General features: G+C 40.8%; 16 protein-coding genes. 1 reads left to right on the top strand and 15 read right to left on the bottom strand.

Annotation, left to right across the window (positions count from 1 at the left end):
* Nucleotides 1-346: 346 nt before the first annotated feature.
* The 15 genes from GEZ89_RS08805 to gyrA form a co-directional block, all read right to left on the bottom strand.
* Nucleotides 347-1,126, bottom strand: coding sequence for an L-threonylcarbamoyladenylate synthase (locus GEZ89_RS08805; protein WP_153225735.1), 780 nt, complete (start codon nucleotides 1,124-1,126; stop codon nucleotides 347-349).
* 27 nt (nucleotides 1,127-1,153) lie between these two features.
* Nucleotides 1,154-1,747 carry a 3-isopropylmalate dehydratase small subunit gene (gene leuD / locus GEZ89_RS08800; RefSeq protein ID WP_153225734.1) on the bottom strand — a complete coding sequence of 198 codons (594 nt, stop codon included), beginning with the start codon at nucleotides 1,745-1,747 and terminating at the stop codon, nucleotides 1,154-1,156.
* Nucleotides 1,748-1,756: 9 nt separating this feature from the next.
* Nucleotides 1,757-3,139, bottom strand: coding sequence for a 3-isopropylmalate dehydratase large subunit (gene leuC / locus GEZ89_RS08795; protein WP_153225733.1), 1,383 nt, complete (start codon nucleotides 3,137-3,139; stop codon nucleotides 1,757-1,759).
* Nucleotides 3,140-3,142: 3 nt separating this feature from the next.
* Nucleotides 3,143-3,412: a DUF1294 domain-containing protein gene (locus tag GEZ89_RS08790; RefSeq protein WP_049509218.1), complete on the bottom strand. Its 270-nt coding sequence runs from the start codon at nucleotides 3,410-3,412 to the stop codon at nucleotides 3,143-3,145.
* The gene (gene leuB, locus GEZ89_RS08785) at nucleotides 3,409-4,446 is read right to left on the bottom strand and encodes a 3-isopropylmalate dehydrogenase (protein WP_153225732.1); all 1,038 of its coding nucleotides are present in this window, start codon (nucleotides 4,444-4,446) and stop codon (nucleotides 3,409-3,411) included. Before leuB ends, GEZ89_RS08790 begins: the two co-directional genes overlap by 4 nt.
* An 11-nt stretch (nucleotides 4,447-4,457) precedes the next feature.
* A complete protein-coding gene (locus tag GEZ89_RS08780) occupies nucleotides 4,458-6,020 on the bottom strand; it encodes a 2-isopropylmalate synthase (RefSeq protein WP_153225731.1) in 1,563 nt (520 codons plus the stop codon).
* Nucleotides 6,021-6,334: 314 nt separating this feature from the next.
* Complete coding sequence (locus GEZ89_RS08775) at nucleotides 6,335-6,991, bottom strand: MmcQ/YjbR family DNA-binding protein (RefSeq protein ID WP_153225730.1); 657 nt, start codon at nucleotides 6,989-6,991, stop codon at nucleotides 6,335-6,337.
* Between the two features lie 43 nt (nucleotides 6,992-7,034).
* Complete coding sequence (locus GEZ89_RS08770) at nucleotides 7,035-7,667, bottom strand: copper homeostasis protein CutC (RefSeq protein WP_153225729.1); 633 nt, start codon at nucleotides 7,665-7,667, stop codon at nucleotides 7,035-7,037.
* A 93-nt stretch (nucleotides 7,668-7,760) separates the two neighbouring features.
* A complete protein-coding gene (locus GEZ89_RS08765; RefSeq protein WP_045763427.1) occupies nucleotides 7,761-8,120 on the bottom strand; it encodes a YbaN family protein in 360 nt (119 codons plus the stop codon).
* A 255-nt stretch (nucleotides 8,121-8,375) separates the two neighbouring features.
* Nucleotides 8,376-10,463 (bottom strand): type I DNA topoisomerase, encoded by a 2,088-nt coding sequence (gene topA, locus GEZ89_RS08760; RefSeq protein WP_322741505.1) that lies wholly within the window; start codon nucleotides 10,461-10,463, stop codon nucleotides 8,376-8,378.
* Nucleotides 10,464-10,581: 118 nt separating this feature from the next.
* The gene (gene dprA, locus GEZ89_RS08755; RefSeq protein ID WP_348982762.1) at nucleotides 10,582-11,439 is read right to left on the bottom strand and encodes a DNA-processing protein DprA; all 858 of its coding nucleotides are present in this window, start codon (nucleotides 11,437-11,439) and stop codon (nucleotides 10,582-10,584) included.
* A gap of 107 nt (nucleotides 11,440-11,546) precedes the next feature.
* Entirely contained in the window at nucleotides 11,547-12,482 is a 936-nt protein-coding gene (dapA, locus tag GEZ89_RS08750; protein WP_153225726.1) for a 4-hydroxy-tetrahydrodipicolinate synthase, read from the bottom strand.
* Between the two features lie 50 nt (nucleotides 12,483-12,532).
* A complete protein-coding gene (locus tag GEZ89_RS08745; protein ID WP_153225725.1) occupies nucleotides 12,533-13,609 on the bottom strand; it encodes an aspartate-semialdehyde dehydrogenase in 1,077 nt (358 codons plus the stop codon).
* 155 nt (nucleotides 13,610-13,764) lie between these two features.
* Nucleotides 13,765-14,508, bottom strand: a complete 744-nt coding sequence (locus GEZ89_RS08740) for a class A sortase (protein WP_153225724.1) — start codon at nucleotides 14,506-14,508, stop codon at nucleotides 13,765-13,767.
* Nucleotides 14,508-16,976, bottom strand: coding sequence for a DNA gyrase subunit A (gyrA, locus tag GEZ89_RS08735; protein ID WP_075232434.1), 2,469 nt, complete (start codon nucleotides 16,974-16,976; stop codon nucleotides 14,508-14,510). The genes GEZ89_RS08740 and gyrA overlap by 1 nt, the downstream gene beginning before the upstream one ends.
* Before the next feature lie 193 nt (nucleotides 16,977-17,169).
* Here gyrA and GEZ89_RS08730 point away from each other — a divergent pair, with 193 nt between their 5' ends.
* Nucleotides 17,170-18,156 (top strand): L-lactate dehydrogenase, encoded by a 987-nt coding sequence (locus GEZ89_RS08730; protein ID WP_000176425.1) that lies wholly within the window; start codon nucleotides 17,170-17,172, stop codon nucleotides 18,154-18,156.
* The last annotated feature ends 205 nt before the right edge of the window (nucleotides 18,157-18,361 follow it).

Genomic DNA, 18,361 nt, shown 5'->3' with positions numbered 1-18,361 from the left:
ATATGAATCTTTCTAATGAGTTGTTTTGTCGCTTTTCATTATAGGTCATATGGGACTTTTTTTCTACAACAAAATAGGCTCCATAATATCTATAGGGGATTTAACCACTACAAATATTATAGAGCCGTTTTTTTGAGGTTCTTAATCCAATTAACTCAACTTATCACAATTTAATACTCATTTAAAATCAAAGAGCAAACTAGGAAGCTAGCCGCAGGCTGCTCAAAGCACTGCTTTGAGGTTGTAGATAAGACTGACGAAGTCAGTTACATATATCTACGGTAAGGCGACGCTGACGTGGTTTGAAGAGATTTTCGAAGAGTATAAACCTCACTTCTTCTACATCCTAATAATACTCCCCTTGACGGTAGTCCCATGAGTTAAAGGTATCTGACAGGTGCATCATGATTTTATCAATGTCAAGCCCTTTACGGATAACAACTGGAGCTGGTGAAGTTGAGCGTGCTCCTCCTTGTTCTGGGATGAGTTTGCCGTCTTTATCAACCATAGACACCATCACACCTTGCTCGTAGCGAGTTTCAACTGTTTTGTCTGGCTGGATTGAAGCAACATAGTCGTCAGCTTCTATAACAAGGTCCACTGCTCCTTCGATACGTTGACCGATACCTTCAACCTTACCACGATTTCCTTTTCCAGATGGGTTTGCAGATGAAGCGTAGACCATTTTCCCTTCTTCCCAAAGTTTGGCAGCTAACTGTTCACCAGCTTTCCCAAATTTGATAACAAAGCAGCTCGTTCCACGAACGTCAGTCATGAGTTCTTCACGGCCATCACCGTATACTTTCAATTTCTCAAAGGCTTCTGGTTTCCAAGGAAGAATACAACCAAGAAGAATATCTTCATCCCAATGTTTTTGATAGAAGGCTTCGATTTCAGGGTTGAGTTGAGCTAAAGCGCGAAGCTCATCCATGCTTCCACAGAGGACTACGCCTGGTTTGTTACGACTACGTTCTTTGGCTTCAAACTTACGTTCAAGACCTGCCTTATCGCTAGTCATGATGATGTAACCAACTTTTGTAGGGCAAACAATACATCCGCCCTCACCTTTTAAAATGTCATAGCCTTCTTGTGAAAGTGTTCCGTCCCATTGAATGTGTTTTGTCATAGTTCTGTTTCCTTTTCTATATTTACTCTAATCCTGCCAATAAGCTGGGCGTTGTTTTTCGTAAGCAGCAATCAAATCTTCGTACTGCAAGGTAATACCGATATCATCCAAACCATTTAAGAGCTTGTGTTTCCACTCGCTATCAATTTCAAAGGAGAATTCTCCAACTGGTGAGATGATTATTTGTTGTTCCAAGTCAACCGTCACTTGGTCAGTTGGTTGGAGCTGGGCGAGTTTTTCTCTAACTTCCCTAGGTTGAACAATGGGTAACATGCCATTATTGAGTTCATTATTGTAATGAATATCTCCAAAAGATCCGGCAATCACGACCTTAAAGCCGTAGTCTGCTAATGCCCAAGCTGCGTGTTCCCTCGAAGAACCAGCCCCAAAATTATCTCCTGTGATGAGAATACTAGCTTTGCGATATTCAGGTCGGTTAAAGACAAAGTCTGGGTCCTCAGTATACCGATCATCCAGATAACGCCAAGCATACATGAGGTACTTACCAAATCCTTTCTTATCAATTAACTTGAGAAACTGCTTGGGTAGGATTTGGTCGGTATCAATATTATCATTCATAAGAGGAACCGTTGTTCCTGTATAAACTGTAAATTTTTCCATATCCTCTCCTTACTGGGCCTCTGGCATTTGCCGAACGTCTACGAAACGTCCTGCGATAGCTGCCGCAGCTGCCATTGCTGGACTACAAAGATGAGTCTTCGCTCCAAATCCCTGACGATCTTCAAAGTTACGATTGCTAGTTGAGGCGCAGTGAACACCATCTGGTACCTTGTCAGGATTCATTCCTAGGCACATGGAGCAACCTGGGTCTCTCCACTCAAAGCCAGCATCTAAGAAAACCTTATCCAAGCCCAACTTCTCAGCAGCTCGCTTGACTGGTCGAGAACCAGGTACCACAATAGCTGTTAAGTTAGGGGCAATCTTCTTCCCTTCAACAAATCGAGCTGCCAGCTGTAAATCACTTAGTCTAGCATTGGTACAAGAACCGATAAAGACATAGCCTAGTTGGATATCTGCTGGTTTCTGACCTGGTTGTAAATCCATGTAATGATAAGCACGTTCATCATTCATATCCTTTATTTCTGGGAAGCTAGAATCAAAGTCAACACCCATAGCTGGATTGGTTCCCCAAGTCACCATAGGAGCCAATTCAGAGACATCCATTCGGATAACCTTGTCATAGACGGCATCGTCATCACTGACCAGCCTTTTCCAGTCAGCAACTGCTGCGTCAAAATCTTTGGGAACACACTCGCGTCCCTTGAGATAATCATAGGTCTTCTGATCTGGATTCATGATTCCCATCTTAGAGCCAAACTCGATAGACATATTGCAGATGGTCATTCGCTCTTCCATACTAAGTGCATCAACCGCTTGGCCACGATATTCTACTACGTAGCCAACACCACAAGCAACACCGTATTTGGCAATCAAGGCTAGAATGAAATCCTTGGAATAGACTCCTTTTTGAGGAACTCCTGTGAATTCCACCAACATTTTCTTTGGCTTAACCTGCCAAATGGTTTGAGTAGCAAATACGTGCTCGACCTCACTGGTCCCAATTCCAAAGGCAATCGCTCCAAAAGCTCCATGGGTTGCTGTATGGCTATCACCACAGACGATGAATTTTCCTGGTTGTGTTCGTCCTGTTTCGGGACCAACCATATGAACGATGCCCTGTTTTTCAGAACCATGGGCCGCATGTTCAATCCCGAATTCCTCAACATTCTCCGCCAACTTATCAATTTGAGCCTTGGAAATTACATCTCGAATATCGTAGATATTAACTGTCGGTACATTGTGGTCAAAGGTACCAAATGTCAAGTCTGGTCGTCTCAATCTGCGTCCTGCGTCTCGTAATCCTTGAAATGCCTGAGGACTGGTCACTTCGTGGATATAGTGTTGATCCACATACATGAGTTGTGGTTGTCCCTCTTCTCCTGTGATCACATGGAGGTCCCATAATTTATCAAAAATTGATTTTCCTGCCATTCATTACCTCCATACAAAATACAAAGCTACTAGTGTAGTTACTATTCCTAGGAACCAAACTGTTTTAAAGTACCATTTTCTAGTCTTGTGATGAAAAGTGAGTCCTGCCAACCAGGCACCAAAACCACCACAAAAAAATGCAAATGATAGTAAATATTTTTCAGGTATTCGCCAAGCACCTCTTCTTGCCTTGAATTTGTCAATGCCATATATCAAGAAAATGATGAGATTCCAAATCAGGAGGGCAAAAGTAATTCCTTCGTTTAATTTCATAGTCTTGCGATAATGGCTTCTGTCATTTCTCTAGTCGAAGCCTGTCCTCCTATATCTCTTGTTAAAATGCCAGCAGCTAAAGTTTCTTCTACAGCACGTTCGATACGCTGCGCATCCTCATAACGTCCAAAGCTGTCTCTCAACATCATAGCAACAGATAATATCATGGAGATAGGATTGGCAATTCCTTGACCTGCAATATCAGGCGCTGAACCGTGAATGGGTTCATAAAGACTTGGGCCATTTTCAGAATGACTGGCTGATGGCATAACCCCGAGTGTACCAGATAGAACGCTTGATTCATCAGAAAGAATATCTCCAAAAAGATTCTCCGTTACAATAACATCAAACTTGGCAGGATTGGTAATCATGAGCATGGCAGCTGAGTCCACTAACTGGTGTTCCAAGGTCACATCTGGGAAATCCTGTGATACCTTCTCAGCTACTTTCCGCCAGAGTTTTGAGGTTGCCAAAACATTTTGCTTATCAATACTGGTAAGGATTTTTCTCCGACTTCTTGCAATTTCAAAAGCCTTGCGAATAATTCGTTCTACTTCCTCATAGCTATAATCGTTGATATCACGCGCTTTTTTTTCTTCAAGGATATGATCACCAAAGTAAATCCCGCCTGTCAACTCCCGCACAACGACAAAGTCCACCCCAGCAATTCGTTCCGGTTTGAGAGGTGACAAATGCTTAAGACTGTCAAAGATTTTTACAGGGCGAATATTAGCATAGAGATTGAGTTCCTTACGAAGAGCCAGCAAGCCTTGTTCAGGCCGAACCGCTGCTCCATCATACTGGGGACTACCGATAGCCGCTAGGAGAATGGCATCTGCTTCACGACATACCTTGAGGGTTTCATCTGGTAAGGGATGTCCTGTAACATCAATACCCGCTCCGCCAAAGGGCCGTCTGTCTATCTCATAGTCAAAGCCTGTTTTTTCAGCTAGGGCTTCCAGAACCTCTAAACCAGCCTCCATGATTTCTGGGCCAATTCCGTCCCCTGCTAGAGTTACTATTTTCTTTGTCATAGTCTTCTCCTTTACACACTAGGCATATCGCGATAGGAAACGCTACGTCCCATCTCACCAGCATTCTCTTTTTGAACAAAGGTATTAGCATTGATGTAGGCAATAGCCGAAGCCTTCAACACATCGAAATCAAGACCTGCTGCGTTAAAAATGGTTTCTGTATCTCTGTTTTCAACAGTGACTAATACCCGAGCCTGGGCATCAATTCCATCTGTCACAGCGTCAATAGTATAGGACACCAAGCGGACGGATTGATTGAAGAATTTGTCGATAGCATTAAAGATTGCTTCAACGGAACCTTGCCCTGTCGCATTAAATTCGACTTTTTCACCATCCATATTGGCTAGGCTAACGAGTGCTTCAATGTCATTATCTGCATGGGTTTGCAGTTGTAAATCATCAAAATGGAAGCCTTCTGGATTTTCAACCATGGTTCCAGCTACCAGAGCACGAATATCTGCATCTGTGATTTCTTGTTTCTTGTCGGCCAGTGCCTTGAATTTAACAAAGAGTGGTTGGATGTCCTCTTCTGTAAAGTCTAGGGCCAATTCTCTTAGTTTCTCTACAAAGGCATGGCGACCAGACAATTTTCCAAGTGGGAGGCTGTTACTCTTAACACCGACCAATTCAGGAGTGATGATTTCATAAGTAAGAGGATTTTTAAGGACTCCGTCTTGGTGAATACCAGATTCGTGCGAGAAGGCATTGCCACCGACGACAGCCTTGTTTTTAGGAACTGGAATACCTGAAAAGCGAGAAAGCATTTCTGACGTGTTCATTGTTTCATTTAGGACAATACTTGTCTCTGCTTGGTAATAATCTTGTCGAATATTGAGGGCTACCGCTATTTCTTCTAAAGCAGCATTCCCAGCTCGTTCTCCAATACCATTAATGGTTCCTTCAACACGCCCTGCACCATTCTTAACAGCAGAAAGGCTATTTGCAACTGCCATGCCAAGATCATCGTGACAGTGAGGCGAATAGATAATCTGACGGTCAGTTTTAACATTGTCAATCAGATACTTGAAGATATTCCCATATTCCTCTGGTGTGGTAAAACCAACCGTGTCAGGAATATTGATATAGGTCGCACCTGCGTCTATCGCTGTTTGAACGACTTGTAAGAGGAAATCCAGCTCAGTTCTTGTCGCATCCTCTGGAGAGAACTCTACTACTTCAAACTTACTCCTTGCATAGGAAACATGCTCTTTAATAGCTTCCAATATTTCCTCTTTACTCTTATTCAACTTAAATTCACGATGAATAGGACTAGTTGCAATAAAGACATGGATTTGTGGATACTTAGCATCCTTAAGTGCTTCATAACAAGCGTCAATATCTGATTTAACAGAGCGAGCTAAACCAGTTACCGCTGTTTTCTTCAAGACTTTTGCGATTTCCTGAACTGCAGTAAATGAGTCTGGACTAGCTGCTGGAAAACCAGCTTCAATTGCCGAAATTCCCCATTTTTCCAGTTGTCTTGCAATGGCAATCTTTTCCTTGATTGAAAAATTAACACCTGGTGTCTGCTCACCATCTCGAAGGCTAGTATCTAGAAATTCAACTGTTCTCATAAGATTTCCCCTTTTCTAAATTCGGTTTTAAAAAAACATCTCGCTCGGAGTTCCAAGCGAGATGTTGATTTACTCCCGCTTGGTAAGCCAAACAGGACTAATGCTTTTGCACTAGCCCGAGTATCTCAACAACAAAGCAAATTGATTAAACTTAGCTGTTTTCATGTTTGACTTTCTCCTTCGTTTGATATCTTGCTTAGTATTTTAGCATAGGAAAAAACACATGTCAAGAAAAAATCCAATATTTTCTGAAAATTTCTTCAGTAAAGAATATTTTGCTAATTGAAAGTATTTGAAAAATCAAGCAAAACTAGTTACTTTTTCAAGGTCAAGTTCCAACTTTTTTCGATCAATTCAAGTACCTCTTCATCTGATAAACTGTCATCAAGTGGCACACTTATCCAATAGCGCTTATTCATATGAAAGGCTGGATAAATCCCTTTTTTTACCAACAAATCAGATACTTGATCCTGTTTGAGATTAACTGCTTCCACTAATCCTTCTCTGCCCTTTTCAAGCTTATCCCAAGAGATTCTCATCAAAACAGCATACCACTTTTGATTGTCCTCATGGCGCAAAACAGCTGTATCAGGGGATTTCTCCCATAGATATTCCAATTGATTTCCATACTTTTCTTGAACAACTGCCATAATTCTCTTAGTCTGTGGACAGAGAAATCCCTGCACGTCAAAACAGGCCTTTCGGATTTCATAAAGAACTTCTAAACAAGCCTCTCGAACAGTTCCAACAAAAGTACCTCTCATACTTTCCATGTGAACTTGAGGATAAAGATCACCAGTTTCCTTGTCAAAAACTTGAAAAGATAAGTCTCCGTCCACAACTATAACTCTCATGAGAAAATCTCCGTGCAAGATAGTCGAACTATGGTTCCATACGCCTTGATTTTCTACAAATCCATACTCTTTAGCCTTTTTACTATTAAACTGATAAGCTTTAAAAATTTCAAACATAAGCGAAAACTGCTACCAAAAGCTAGCAGTTCCTTTCTATTTATTAAAAGACGACCTTAGTTCCATGTAATTGTGTCACACCCAGTTGGTCAATAAAGGTTTGACGGTTGTCCATGTCAATCCCTCCACCAGGTAAAATTTCAATTTTTCCTGCAGCGTGTTCTAGAATTCTATGATAGTGAGCAAAACGTTTCTCTAACGAGTCGCCAGATACACCAGCACGAGTCAGAATGCGTGTCACTCCAGCTTGGCTAAGCCAATCAATAGCTTCCAACTGATCTTGGTCGCTCAATTCATCAAAAGCCATATGGAAAACAATTTCCATACCTTTAGATGCAGCAATCAATTTTTCAAGATTGGCCTTGTCCAACTTCTTATCAGCAGTCAATGCACCAAAGACAACGCCTTGGCTCCCTGCTTGAGCAGTTAGACGAATATCCTCGAGCATAATAGCAATCTCGAGGTCATTGTAGACAAAATCACCACCACGTGGTCGAATCATAGTCATAATGGTCGTATCGTAGTCGGCAGCCAGTTCCACAGCTGCCTTGGTCACTCCGTAGCTTGGAGTTGTTCCACCAACTGCTAGATTATCACAGAGCTCGATGCGGCGAGCTCCTGCCTGCATAGCTTTTTCAAGCAAAGTTACATTTTCAGCACAAAATTCGTAAATCATTTGATTCTCCTTGAAGATTAGTTTAAATTTATTATATCATATTATTTCGAATATGTTTTTGTTTTTATCAAGGAAAATCGTTACTTATTAAAGCTATTCTTTATCAGGAATCACCTTAAAAAGATAGTAGGTAATAAAGATGGTTAAACATCCCAAACCGATTTTGACTGGTAAAAGAGGCGCAAAATAAATGGAAATTCCCATCAGGATATAAATCGATACAATAATTTTTTTCTTACGTTCACGCGCAATAGACTTGGTCTCACGAAAGTCCGCCACGTAAGTCTGATAAAGTTTGGTATGATAAAGCCAATCTTCAAAACGCTTGGAACTTCTCGAAAAACAAGCAATAGACAACAAAAGAAAAGGAGTCGTGGGCAACAAGGGCAAGACAACTCCAACAATAGCCAGAGCTAATGACAGAAATCCAATAATCAGATAGATAATACGCATAACTTCTCCTAGTTAATACTCTTCGAAAATTAAATTCAAACCACGTCAGCGTCGCCTTACCGTATATATGTTACTGACTTCGTCAGTTCTATCTACAACCTCAAAGCAGTGCTTTGAGCAGCCTGCGGCTAGCTTCCTAGTTTGCTCTTTGATTTTCATTGAGTATAAAATAATCTTCTTCTAGTTTCACATACAATGATGAATTTTGTCAAGCCTTTACTAAAAAGAGCCTGAAATTTACTTTCAGGACTCATTTTATTTGATTTTTTCTTCTTCGTAATCACCATTGCTACAAACGATCTGCTTACCGCCACCACGGACTTTTTTCTCCATGAGGAAGTTACCACATTTTGGACAATCTCGGCCAACAGGCTTGTCCCAAGAAGTGAATTCACACTCTGGATAGCGATTGCAACCATAGAAAAGGCGGTTACGTTTTGTTTTACGCTCAATGATTTGTCCCTGATGACAACTTGGACACTCTACACCGATTTCTTTCACGATTGCTTGGGTATGACGGCAATCTGGGAAATTGCTACAAGCGTAGAACTTACCAAAACGACCAAGTTTAATAACCATCGGACTGCCACACACTTCACAGTCAAATCCAGCTGATTCATCCTTGATCTGGATTTTTTCCATTTCTTCTTCAGCCTTGGCGACTTCTTTAGAGAATGGTTTGTAAAAGGTGTCTATAACACGTTGCCACTGCTCTTTTCCGACTTCGACATCATCTAGTTTGCCTTCCATTTCAGCTGTGAAGGTTACGTTTACGATATCTGGGAAATATTCAACGATGAGCTTGTTGACAATTTCTCCCAATTCTGTCGGTTCAAAACGCTTGGCTGCCAAACGCACATAATAGCGCTTTTGAATGGTTTCAATTGTAGGTGCATAAGTTGATGGGCGACCGACTCCGTTTTCTTCCAAAGTTTTAATCAGTGTCGCTTCCGAATAACGTGCTGGCGGTTGAGTGAAGTGTTGCTCAGGCTTACTATTGACCTGCTTGACGACATCACCAACTACCATATCCGGCAACATCTTATTCTTATCTGAATCATTGTAAATGGCCAAGTAACCGTCAAATTTGACCTGACTACCATTCGCTGCAAACTGAACTCCATTTTGAGAGAGCTTCACAGCCATGGTATCAAAGATAGCACCCGTCATCTGACTCGCTACAAAGCGATTCCAGATAAGGGTATAAAGCTTAAGTTGGTCTTTATCCAAATACTTAGCAATTTTTTCTGGCGTGTTAAAGACACTTGATGGGCGGATAGCCTCATGGGCATCCTGTGCACCAGTCGCATTCTTTACCTTGCTGCCATGTTTAGAATAGTTACTGCCAAAACGTTCATTAATGTAGTTTGCAGCTTCATTTTGAGCAACTGGACTGATACGAGTCGAGTCTGTACGCATATAGGTAATCAAACCTTGGACGCCCGTACCAATATTAATCCCTTCATAGAGTTGCTGGGCAACCATCATGGTCTTTCGAGTACGGAAATTGATTTTATTAGCTGCATCCATCTGCATAGTTGAGGTAGTATAAGGGAGTGGAGCGTTACGCTTGCGTTCTTTTTTATCTACCTGATCAACTGTAAAGTCTTTGCTGGATAGATGAGACAAGATTTCTTTGACCTCTTCATTGCTTGTCAATTTCATCTTCTTGCCATTCATTCCATAGAAGGATGCTTGGAATTGCTTAGTCCCCTTTTTGAAGACTCCATCAATAGTCCAATATTCTTCTGGTTGAAATGCATTAATCTCATTTTCACGGTCAATGATTAACTTGAGAGCAACAGACTGAACACGGCCAGCTGACAAGCCCTTCTTGACCTTTTTCCATAAAATTGGTGAAATAGAATAACCTACCAAGCGGTCCAAGACACGACGGGCTTGTTGGGCATCCACCAAATCCATGTCAATCTTACGAGGTTCTTTAAAAGCATTTTTAACCGCATCTTTTGTAATCTCGTTGAAAACAACACGATTAGCATCATTTTCATCTAGATTGAGAATATGAGCTAAATGCCAAGAAATTGCTTCTCCTTCACGGTCCGGGTCACTCGCGAGAAAGACTTTATTGGCTTTCTTAGCTTCTTTTTTCAAGTCATTGATCAGAGGACCTTTCCCACGAATATTGATATATTGGGGTTCATAATTATTTTCTACATCGACTGACATACTGGATTTTTTCAAATCACGAATATGACCAACACTGGCTAAAACCTTATAATTTCTACCCAGGTATTTTTCAATCGTTTTAGCCTTTGCAGGCGATTCCACGATTACTAAATTTTTTTTAACTGTTGATTTTTTCTTCTTTGTTGCCGTAGCCACAGTATCACACCTTTTCAAAGTAATAAACTTTATAAAGTGTAAACCATTTTTAAAAACCTGTCAAGACTTAACTCCTATATATAGAAGAAAAGTTTAACCGATAAAACCTTGCTAGTTCTTAAAATTCAAATTCTGCTAGCACATCCTGACCACTTGAAACAAGTTTTGCACCTTCCTGAACCAAGTGATGACAACCATCTGAACGACCATCTAAAATGTTACCTGGAATAGCAAAGACATCTCTTCCTTCTTCCATAGCTCGCTCACAGGTAATCAAACTACCAGATCTCATCTTTGCCTCAGCAACAATGACACCCATACATAGACCAGCAATAATCCTATTTCGCGCTGGAAAATGATATTTCAAGGGTTCTTCACCAGGTCCATACTCACTCAGGAGCAAATGATATTCACCGATGTAGTCCTGCAGTCGTTTATTAGAACGCGGATAATAGACATCTAAGCCAGTCCCAATGACTGCAATGGTTTTTCCACCACCTTGAAGTATAGACATATGCGCTGCAGTATCAATCCCTCTAGCAAGCCCACTCACAATCACCAACTCATTCTCTAATTCTTCAATAACCTTACGAACTGATTTTGTCCCTGTTTGACTACAAGAGCGACTGCCTACAACCGCAATCTTAGGCAACTTTAAGAGATTTAAATCGCCCTTATAGAATAACAACACTGGAGCATCATAGATTTCACTGAGAGCAAAGGGATAGACATCGTCTAGGATGGAAAAAGAGGGAAATTTTTCAAAATCACTTCGTAGTCGCTCCATACTTTCAAAGGTGAGTTTATGGTAACGTTCCATAAAAACCACTGGATTTCTACACTCAGATGCTTCTGCTATCGTTTCTAGGGTTAATTCTTGATCATAGATTTCTCCATATTGAAGTACCTTTAAAACCTGTTGATTACTTAAACCTGCTTGTTTCAACTTATAAATCTCAAAATTATCAATCTTAATTTTCATGATAGACTCCTTGTTTTTCTCTTTATCTATTTATTCGTAGAAAAAGAAAAAAACTTCCCAACAATTTTACTTGTTTAGAAAGTTTTTTTATATTAGTTATCTTAGTAATCAGGACGAAGGACTCCAGTGACAGTTGCCTTGGTTGCTTCGTAGTCCCCATCAATAACAACCTTGATAATGCGTTTAGCATCCTCTTCAGGCGTAGGAACCAAAGGTAGACGAGTTGGCCCAGCTTCAAATCCCATATAGTTGAGTACCGCCTTAACAGGTGCCGGACTTGGGTAAGAGAAGAGAGCATTGACTTTAGGAATAAATTTACGTTGAATAGCTGCCGCTTTCTTCATATCACTTTCTTCGATTGCAGTAAACATTTCATGCATCTCATCTCCATTTGTATGGGAAGCAACAGAGATAACTCCGTCTGCACCAAGGTTCATAGCATGAAAAGCATCACCATCCTCACCAGTGTACACCAAGAATTCATCTGGTTTATGCTCAATCAAGTAAGCCATATTGGCAAGACTGGTACATTCTTTGACACCGATAATGTTTGGATGTTCCGCCAAACGAAGTAAGGTATCAGGAGTCATTTCGACAACTACACGACCTGGAATGTTATAGATGATAATTGGCAAATCAGAGGCATCTGCAATGGCTTTAAAGTGCTGATACATACCTTCTTGGGATGGTTTATTATAGTAAGGAACAATCGCAAGACCAGCCGCAAAACCGCCAAACTCTGCTACCTCTTTGACAAACTCAATAGAGTCACGTGTATCATTGGTACCAACACCAGCGATTAAAGGAACTCGTCCGTTGACAACCTTTTGAACAGCCGCAAACAACTGCAACTCCTCATCGTGAGTTAGAGTCGGACTCTCAGCAGTTGTTCCTGCTAGGAGAATTCCATCTGTATGATGTGCTAATAAATGTTCAATCAACTTTGGAATGGCATCGAAATTGATAGAGCCATCTTCATGAAAAGGAGTAATAAAGGCCGTGATAATTTTACAATCTTTTAAATCTTGATAAGACATACAAAACACCTCTCTATTTTAAAGAAGGAGTTCAAAAGAACTCCTACACATTATTTCAATTCAAATTTTAATTCAGCTGTTGGACGAACCAATCCACGTTCGTGAAGTGTTTCTGCAATTTGTACTGAGTTCCAAGCGGCACCTTTAAGAAGGTTATCAGATACTACCCACATGTGGATACCTTTTTCTGCATCCAAATCTTTACGGATACGTCCAACGAAAGTATCACGTGAACCAACAGCATTAACTGCTTGAGGATAGATTTGGTGAGCAACATCATCTTCAAGAACTGCACCTGGGAATGCAGCAATAGCAGCTTTCACTTCTTCAATTGGTGCTACTTCTTTTGTTTCAATATAGACTGACTCAGAGTGAGCTGACAAAACTGGAATACGTACACATGTTGCTGATACGGCAATGCTATCGTCTTCCATGATTTTCTTGGTTTCATTGGTCATCTTCATCTCTTCGTAAGTGTAATCATTATTAGTGAAAACGTCAATTTGCGGAAGAGCGTTGAAGGCAATTGGATAGTGTTTCTTATCGCCACCTGAAGGCAAGATTTCCGCATGCAAATCACGTGGATTCACGCCATCATTCAAGACTTCACGAAGCTCACGTTGAGTTTCAAGAATTGCTCCCATACCAGCACCTGAAACAGCTTGGTAAGTTGAAACGATAATACGGTCCAATCCCCATTTTTGACGAACGGGCTCAAGAGCCACCATCATTTGAATTGTTGAACAGTTAGGACAAGAGATAATTCCGTTGTGAGCATCAAGGGCGTGGGCATTCACTTCAGGAACAACCAATGGTACATCTGGATTTTGACGGAAATAAGAAGTGTTATCTACGACGACTGCGCCTGCCTTAACAGCATAAGGTGCATATTTTGCAGAAGTTGATCCACCAGCTGAGAAAAGAGCAATATCAACCCCTTCAAAAGCGTCTTCTGTTGTTTCTTCGATGGTCACATCTTGACCTTTGAATTGCAAAATCTTTCCTGCAGAACGTGCAGACGCAAGGTAACGAATCTTATCGATAGGAAGAGTTGATTCTTCCAACATTTTGATCATTTGAGCACCAACGGCACCTGTAGCGCCGACAACAGCAACTGTGTATCCCATAACAAACCTCTTTCGGAATTTTCTAAAAATTTCTATAATAGAAACATTATACTACTTTTTACCAAAATTGAAAAGTCTTTTTCCTATCTATTTTCTGAAATTGACAAGAAAAAGGTTCGCTAATACTAGCAAACCTTTTTTATTAATCTTATCTCTTAATATCTTTGTTTATAAGGCTTATTAAAGGCTTCTAAGATATCTGATGGAGTTTCTGCATAAGGTTTCACTTCTTTGAAATCTCCCTTCACGATAATCCGTTCTGTGGCATTGTAGTCTACACAGGTTACCAAGGTAATTTCTTTGATTCCCTCACGGTCTTCTATTTCATCAACGCGGTCAGGTGTAACGTGTTTGACTTCACGAATGACATAGGTATAAACCTTTTCCTTATCAGTCAAATAAATTTTCATCCCTTCTTTGGCATTGACCAAAGGTGAAAAGAGCATCTGACTGGCATTTTCAGCTGTAAAAATATGGTGACTAGCGAGAGAATAATTTCCCTCTCCCATTTTTTGATTTGGTTTCATGGTTCCTGCCCCATAGAACAAGTTCACATTATCTAAACCTTTAAAGATAGGTAGGTTAATCTCTACTTCAGGAATGGCAATTCCACCAATAACAGGAAGTTGTTGGGCATCCCACTGCGAAGATAAAACCGCTTCAGATGAGATAGCCTTCACTGAATCGAAATCAAAATTTCCTTCTGTATCCTGATTTTCTTCTAATTTTTCTTTTGATACCTGACTTACTTGGTACTTATTAGTATTCCAAACCATAAAAATATCACGGATTTTAGCGTTAAAAATCAAAGCGATTGATAGCAGTATCAGAAATCCTGCCAATATATTGATCAACAGATTTTTTCGTTTATTTTTCTTTTTATTGATTTTTTTAGACATTATGCTTCACTTTCTGTTTCCTGTTCTGCCCCAACTTCTTCTTTTTCTGCTGCTGCAACACTTGTAAAAGTCACAATCTTAGCATCTTGATCTAGACGCATCACTTTTACTCCCATAGTTGAACGTCCCGTTTGTGAAATATTGGCAACATTGGTTCGAATCATGACACCTGTGTCAGTGATAATCATCAGATCTTCATCCCCTTTTACTGTTAAGAGACCAGCCAGAGGACCATTTTTTTCAGTAACATTGGCTGTTTTCATTCCCTTACCGGCACGCCCTTTTGTTGGATATTCAGTCGCAACTGTGCGCTTACCGTATCCTTTCTCAGTAATGATAAGGACTTCATCTTGGTCAGTAATCACCCTTGCTCCAACTACAGCATCACCTTCACGAAGGTTTACCCCTTTAACACCAGTGGCAATACGACTCATGCTACGAACTGAAGACTGACTGAAACGAACTGCATAGCCTAATCTGGTTCCGATGATGATATCTGTGTCTTTTTCAGTTAGTAAGACATTAATCAACTCATCCTCATCTTTCAGATTTAAGGCTTTGAGACCATTTTGACGAATGTTGGCAAATTCTTTGACACTGGTTCTTTTGACAATACCTGCGCGAGTTGTAAAGAAGAGATAAGCATCATCACTACGTTCTGATTCAACATTGATAATGGTTTGAATGCTTTCACCTTCATCCAGTTTCAAAAGATTGACAACTGGCAACCCTTTGGCTGTACGACCGTATTCTGGAATTTCATATCCCTTAAGACGATAAACACGTCCTTTATTGGTGAAGAATAGCAAATGATCGTGAGTGCTGGTTGAAACCAATTCACGCACAAAGTCATCGTCCTTAACTCCAGTTCCTTGAACGCCACGTCCACCACGTTTTTGAGCTGTAAATTCGTCTTGGTCCAAACGTTTGATATAACCTTTATTTGATAGAGTGATAAGGACATCAGACTCTTCAATCAAGTCTTCATCTTCAAGAGTCAAGACTTCACCAACCATCAACTCAGTACGACGTGGATCGCCAAACTTACGTTTGACCTCATCCAATTCTTCCTTGATAATTTGCGCTACGCGTTCTGGTTTTGCAAGAATGTCTGCCAAGTCAGCAATCAAGGCAATAAGCTCATCATATTCTGACTGAATCTTGTCACGTTCCAAACCTGTCAATCGACGGAGACGCATATCAAGAATTGCCTGACTTTGACGTTCAGATAACTTGAACTTGCTCATCAATTCAGCTTGGGCTTCTGCATCCGTTTCACTGGCACGGATGATACGAATGACTTCGTCGATGTGGTCCAGAGCAATCAACAAACCTTCTAAGATGTGTGCACGCGCTTCAGCTTTCTCTTTGTCAAATTGAGTACGACGAGTCACCACTTCTTTTTGGTGCTCAATATAGGCATCCAAGATTTGACGAAGAGAAAGAATCTTTGGTACACCATTCTGGATAGCCAGCATGTTAAATCCAAAGCTAGTTTGCATTTGAGTCATCTTGAACAAGTTGTTCAAAATAACATTGGCTGACGCATCACGCTTCACCTCAATTACGAAGCGAACTCCCTCACGGTTTGATTCATCACGAACAGCTGTAATTCCTTCGATACGTTTTTCTTGAACTAAACGCACAATATGCTCATGAACTTTAGTCTTGTTGACCATGTATGGAAATTCTGTTACAACGATACGTTCGCGACCAGTCTTAGTTTCTTCGATTTCAGTACGAGAACGAAGCACAATCGATCCTTTACCAGTTTCGTAGGCCTTATGAATACCTGATTTCCCCATGACCAGAGCACCAGTTGGAAAATCTGGACCAGGAAGAACTTCCATTAATTCCTTGGTGGTGACTTCTGGATTATCCATCACTAACTTAACAGCATCAATGGTTTCACCCAAGTTATGTGGTGGAATATTGGTCGCCATACCAACAGCGATACCTGTAGCTCCATTGACCAAAAGATTTGGAAAACGAGCTGGTAAAACAACAGGTTCACGTTCATTGGCATCATAGTTATCAACAAAATCAACGGTATTTTTATTGATGTCACGAAGCATTTCAAGAGCAATCTTACTCATACGTGCTTCGGTATAACGTTGCGCGGCAGCACCATCACCATCCATGGAACCAAAGTTCCCATGCCCATCTACAAGCATGTAACGGTAACTCCACCATTGCGCCATACGAACCATAGCTTCGTAGATAGATGAGTCACCGTGTGGGTGGTATTTACCCATGACATCCCCTGTAATACGGGCAGATTTCTTATGAGGTTTATCTGGTGTCACACCCAATTCGTTCATACCGTATAGAATGCGGCGATGAACTGGTTTCAACCCATCTCGAACATCAGGAAGGGCCCGCGATACGATAACACTCATGGCGTAGTCGATAAAGCTGGTCTTCATCTCCTTTGTCAGATTGACATTCACTAAATTTTTATCTTGCATTAACAAATGCCTCATTTCACTATTAGTAACTAGATATATTATACCATAGTTTGACCTAGATTTCAGTCTTCCAATCCGACTAAAACGTTTACATGGCTAAGTGGATGTTATATCCGTGACAAAGCTATTTAAAAGTGATAGAATGAAACTAAACAGGGGAAGCCCTTAAAAAATGAAGGAGATGTTTAGACAAATGACATTAACTAAACAACACAAAAAAGTTATCCTTGTCGGTGACGGTGCCGTAGGATCATCATACGCTTTTGCTCTTGTTAACCAAGGAATTGCACAAGAACTTGGTATCATTGAAATTCCTCAATTGTTTGAAAAAGCTGTTGGTGATGCTGAAGACCTTAGCCACGCGCTTGCTTTTACTTCACCTAAGAAAATTTATGCAGCTAAGTATGAAGATTGTGCGGACGCTGACCTTGTAGTTATCACTGCTGGTGCTCCACAAAAACCAGGTGAAACTCGTCTTGACCTTGTTGGTAAAAACCTTGCTATCAACAAATCAATCGTTGAACAAGTTGTTGCTTCTGGTTTCGACGGTATCTTCCTTGTTGCAGCTAACCCAGTTGACGTTTTGACTTACTCAACTTGGAAATTCTCAGGTTTCCCTAAAGAACGTGTTATCGGTTCAGGTACTTCACTTGACTCAGCTCGTTTCCGTCAAGCACTTGCTGAAAAAATCGGCGTTGATGCTCGTTCAGTTCACGCCTACATCATGGGTGAACACGGTGACTCTGAGTTTGCTGTTTGGTCACACGCTAACGTTGCCGGTGTAAAATTGGAACAATGGTTGCAAGCTAACCGTGACTTGGATGAAGCTGACCTTGTAGAACTCTTCATCTCAGTTCGTGATGCTGCTTACTCAATCATCAACAAAAAAGGTGCAACATACTACGGTATCGCAGTAGCCCTTGCTCGTATCACAAAAGCTATCCTTGATGATGAAAATGCTGTTCTTCCACTTTCAGTATTCCAAGAAGGTCAGTACGGAGTTGAAAACGTCTTTATCGGTCAACCAGCTATCGTTGGTGCACACGGTATCGTTCGTCCAGTTAACATCCCATTGAACGATGCTGAAACTCAAAAAATGCAAGCTTCAGCAAAAGAATTGCAAGCTATTATTGATGAAGCTTGGAAAAACCCTGAATTCCAAGCAGCTTCAAAAAACTAATTTAAGTTAGAAAAAATGTCTAGACGGTTTGTCTAGACATTTTTATATTATGTGACTATTAGTCCGTCTCGCTCCGTTAGGTGCGAGACAAATAAACCACCCGCTATGCGGGTGCGCGTCGAAGGTTATACCAAAAAAACTCCAAACGCGATACAATAAAGGTGTTCAAGCCAATTGTAAAGCGAAAGGAGAAAACCATGGTACA

Source organism: Streptococcus mitis, from assembly GCF_009496285.1.
GTDB classification, from domain to species: Bacteria; Bacillota; Bacilli; order Lactobacillales; family Streptococcaceae; genus Streptococcus; species Streptococcus mitis_BP.
This window is presented reverse-complemented; position numbering and strand designations above follow the sequence as displayed.

What these genes read in the sequence shown, in the direction of transcription:
- gyrA (WP_075232434.1), bottom strand. Translation starts at nt 16,976, where the DNA reads ATGCAAGATAAAAATTTAGTGAATGTCAATCTGACAAAGGAGATGAAG.
- leuD (WP_153225734.1), bottom strand. Translation starts at nt 1,747, where the DNA reads ATGGAAAAATTTACAGTTTATACAGGAACAACGGTTCCTCTTATGAAT.
- GEZ89_RS08740 (WP_153225724.1), bottom strand. Translation starts at nt 14,508, where the DNA reads ATGTCTAAAAAAATCAATAAAAAGAAAAATAAACGAAAAAATCTGTTG.
- GEZ89_RS08745 (WP_153225725.1), bottom strand. Translation starts at nt 13,609, where the DNA reads ATGGGATACACAGTTGCTGTTGTCGGCGCTACAGGTGCCGTTGGTGCT.
- leuB (WP_153225732.1), bottom strand. Translation starts at nt 4,446, where the DNA reads ATGACAAAGAAAATAGTAACTCTAGCAGGGGACGGAATTGGCCCAGAA.
- GEZ89_RS08770 (WP_153225729.1), bottom strand. Translation starts at nt 7,667, where the DNA reads ATGATTTACGAATTTTGTGCTGAAAATGTAACTTTGCTTGAAAAAGCT.
- leuC (WP_153225733.1), bottom strand. Translation starts at nt 3,139, where the DNA reads ATGGCAGGAAAATCAATTTTTGATAAATTATGGGACCTCCATGTGATC.
- GEZ89_RS08780 (WP_153225731.1), bottom strand. Translation starts at nt 6,020, where the DNA reads ATGAGAACAGTTGAATTTCTAGATACTAGCCTTCGAGATGGTGAGCAG.
- GEZ89_RS08765 (WP_045763427.1), bottom strand. Translation starts at nt 8,120, where the DNA reads ATGCGTATTATCTATCTGATTATTGGATTTCTGTCATTAGCTCTGGCT.
- GEZ89_RS08730 (WP_000176425.1), top strand. Translation starts at nt 17,170, where the DNA reads ATGACATTAACTAAACAACACAAAAAAGTTATCCTTGTCGGTGACGGT.
- GEZ89_RS08775 (WP_153225730.1), bottom strand. Translation starts at nt 6,991, where the DNA reads ATGTTTGAAATTTTTAAAGCTTATCAGTTTAATAGTAAAAAGGCTAAA.
- dapA (WP_153225726.1), bottom strand. Translation starts at nt 12,482, where the DNA reads ATGTCTTATCAAGATTTAAAAGATTGTAAAATTATCACGGCCTTTATT.
- GEZ89_RS08790 (WP_049509218.1), bottom strand. Translation starts at nt 3,412, where the DNA reads ATGAAATTAAACGAAGGAATTACTTTTGCCCTCCTGATTTGGAATCTC.
- GEZ89_RS08805 (WP_153225735.1), bottom strand. Translation starts at nt 1,126, where the DNA reads ATGACAAAACACATTCAATGGGACGGAACACTTTCACAAGAAGGCTAT.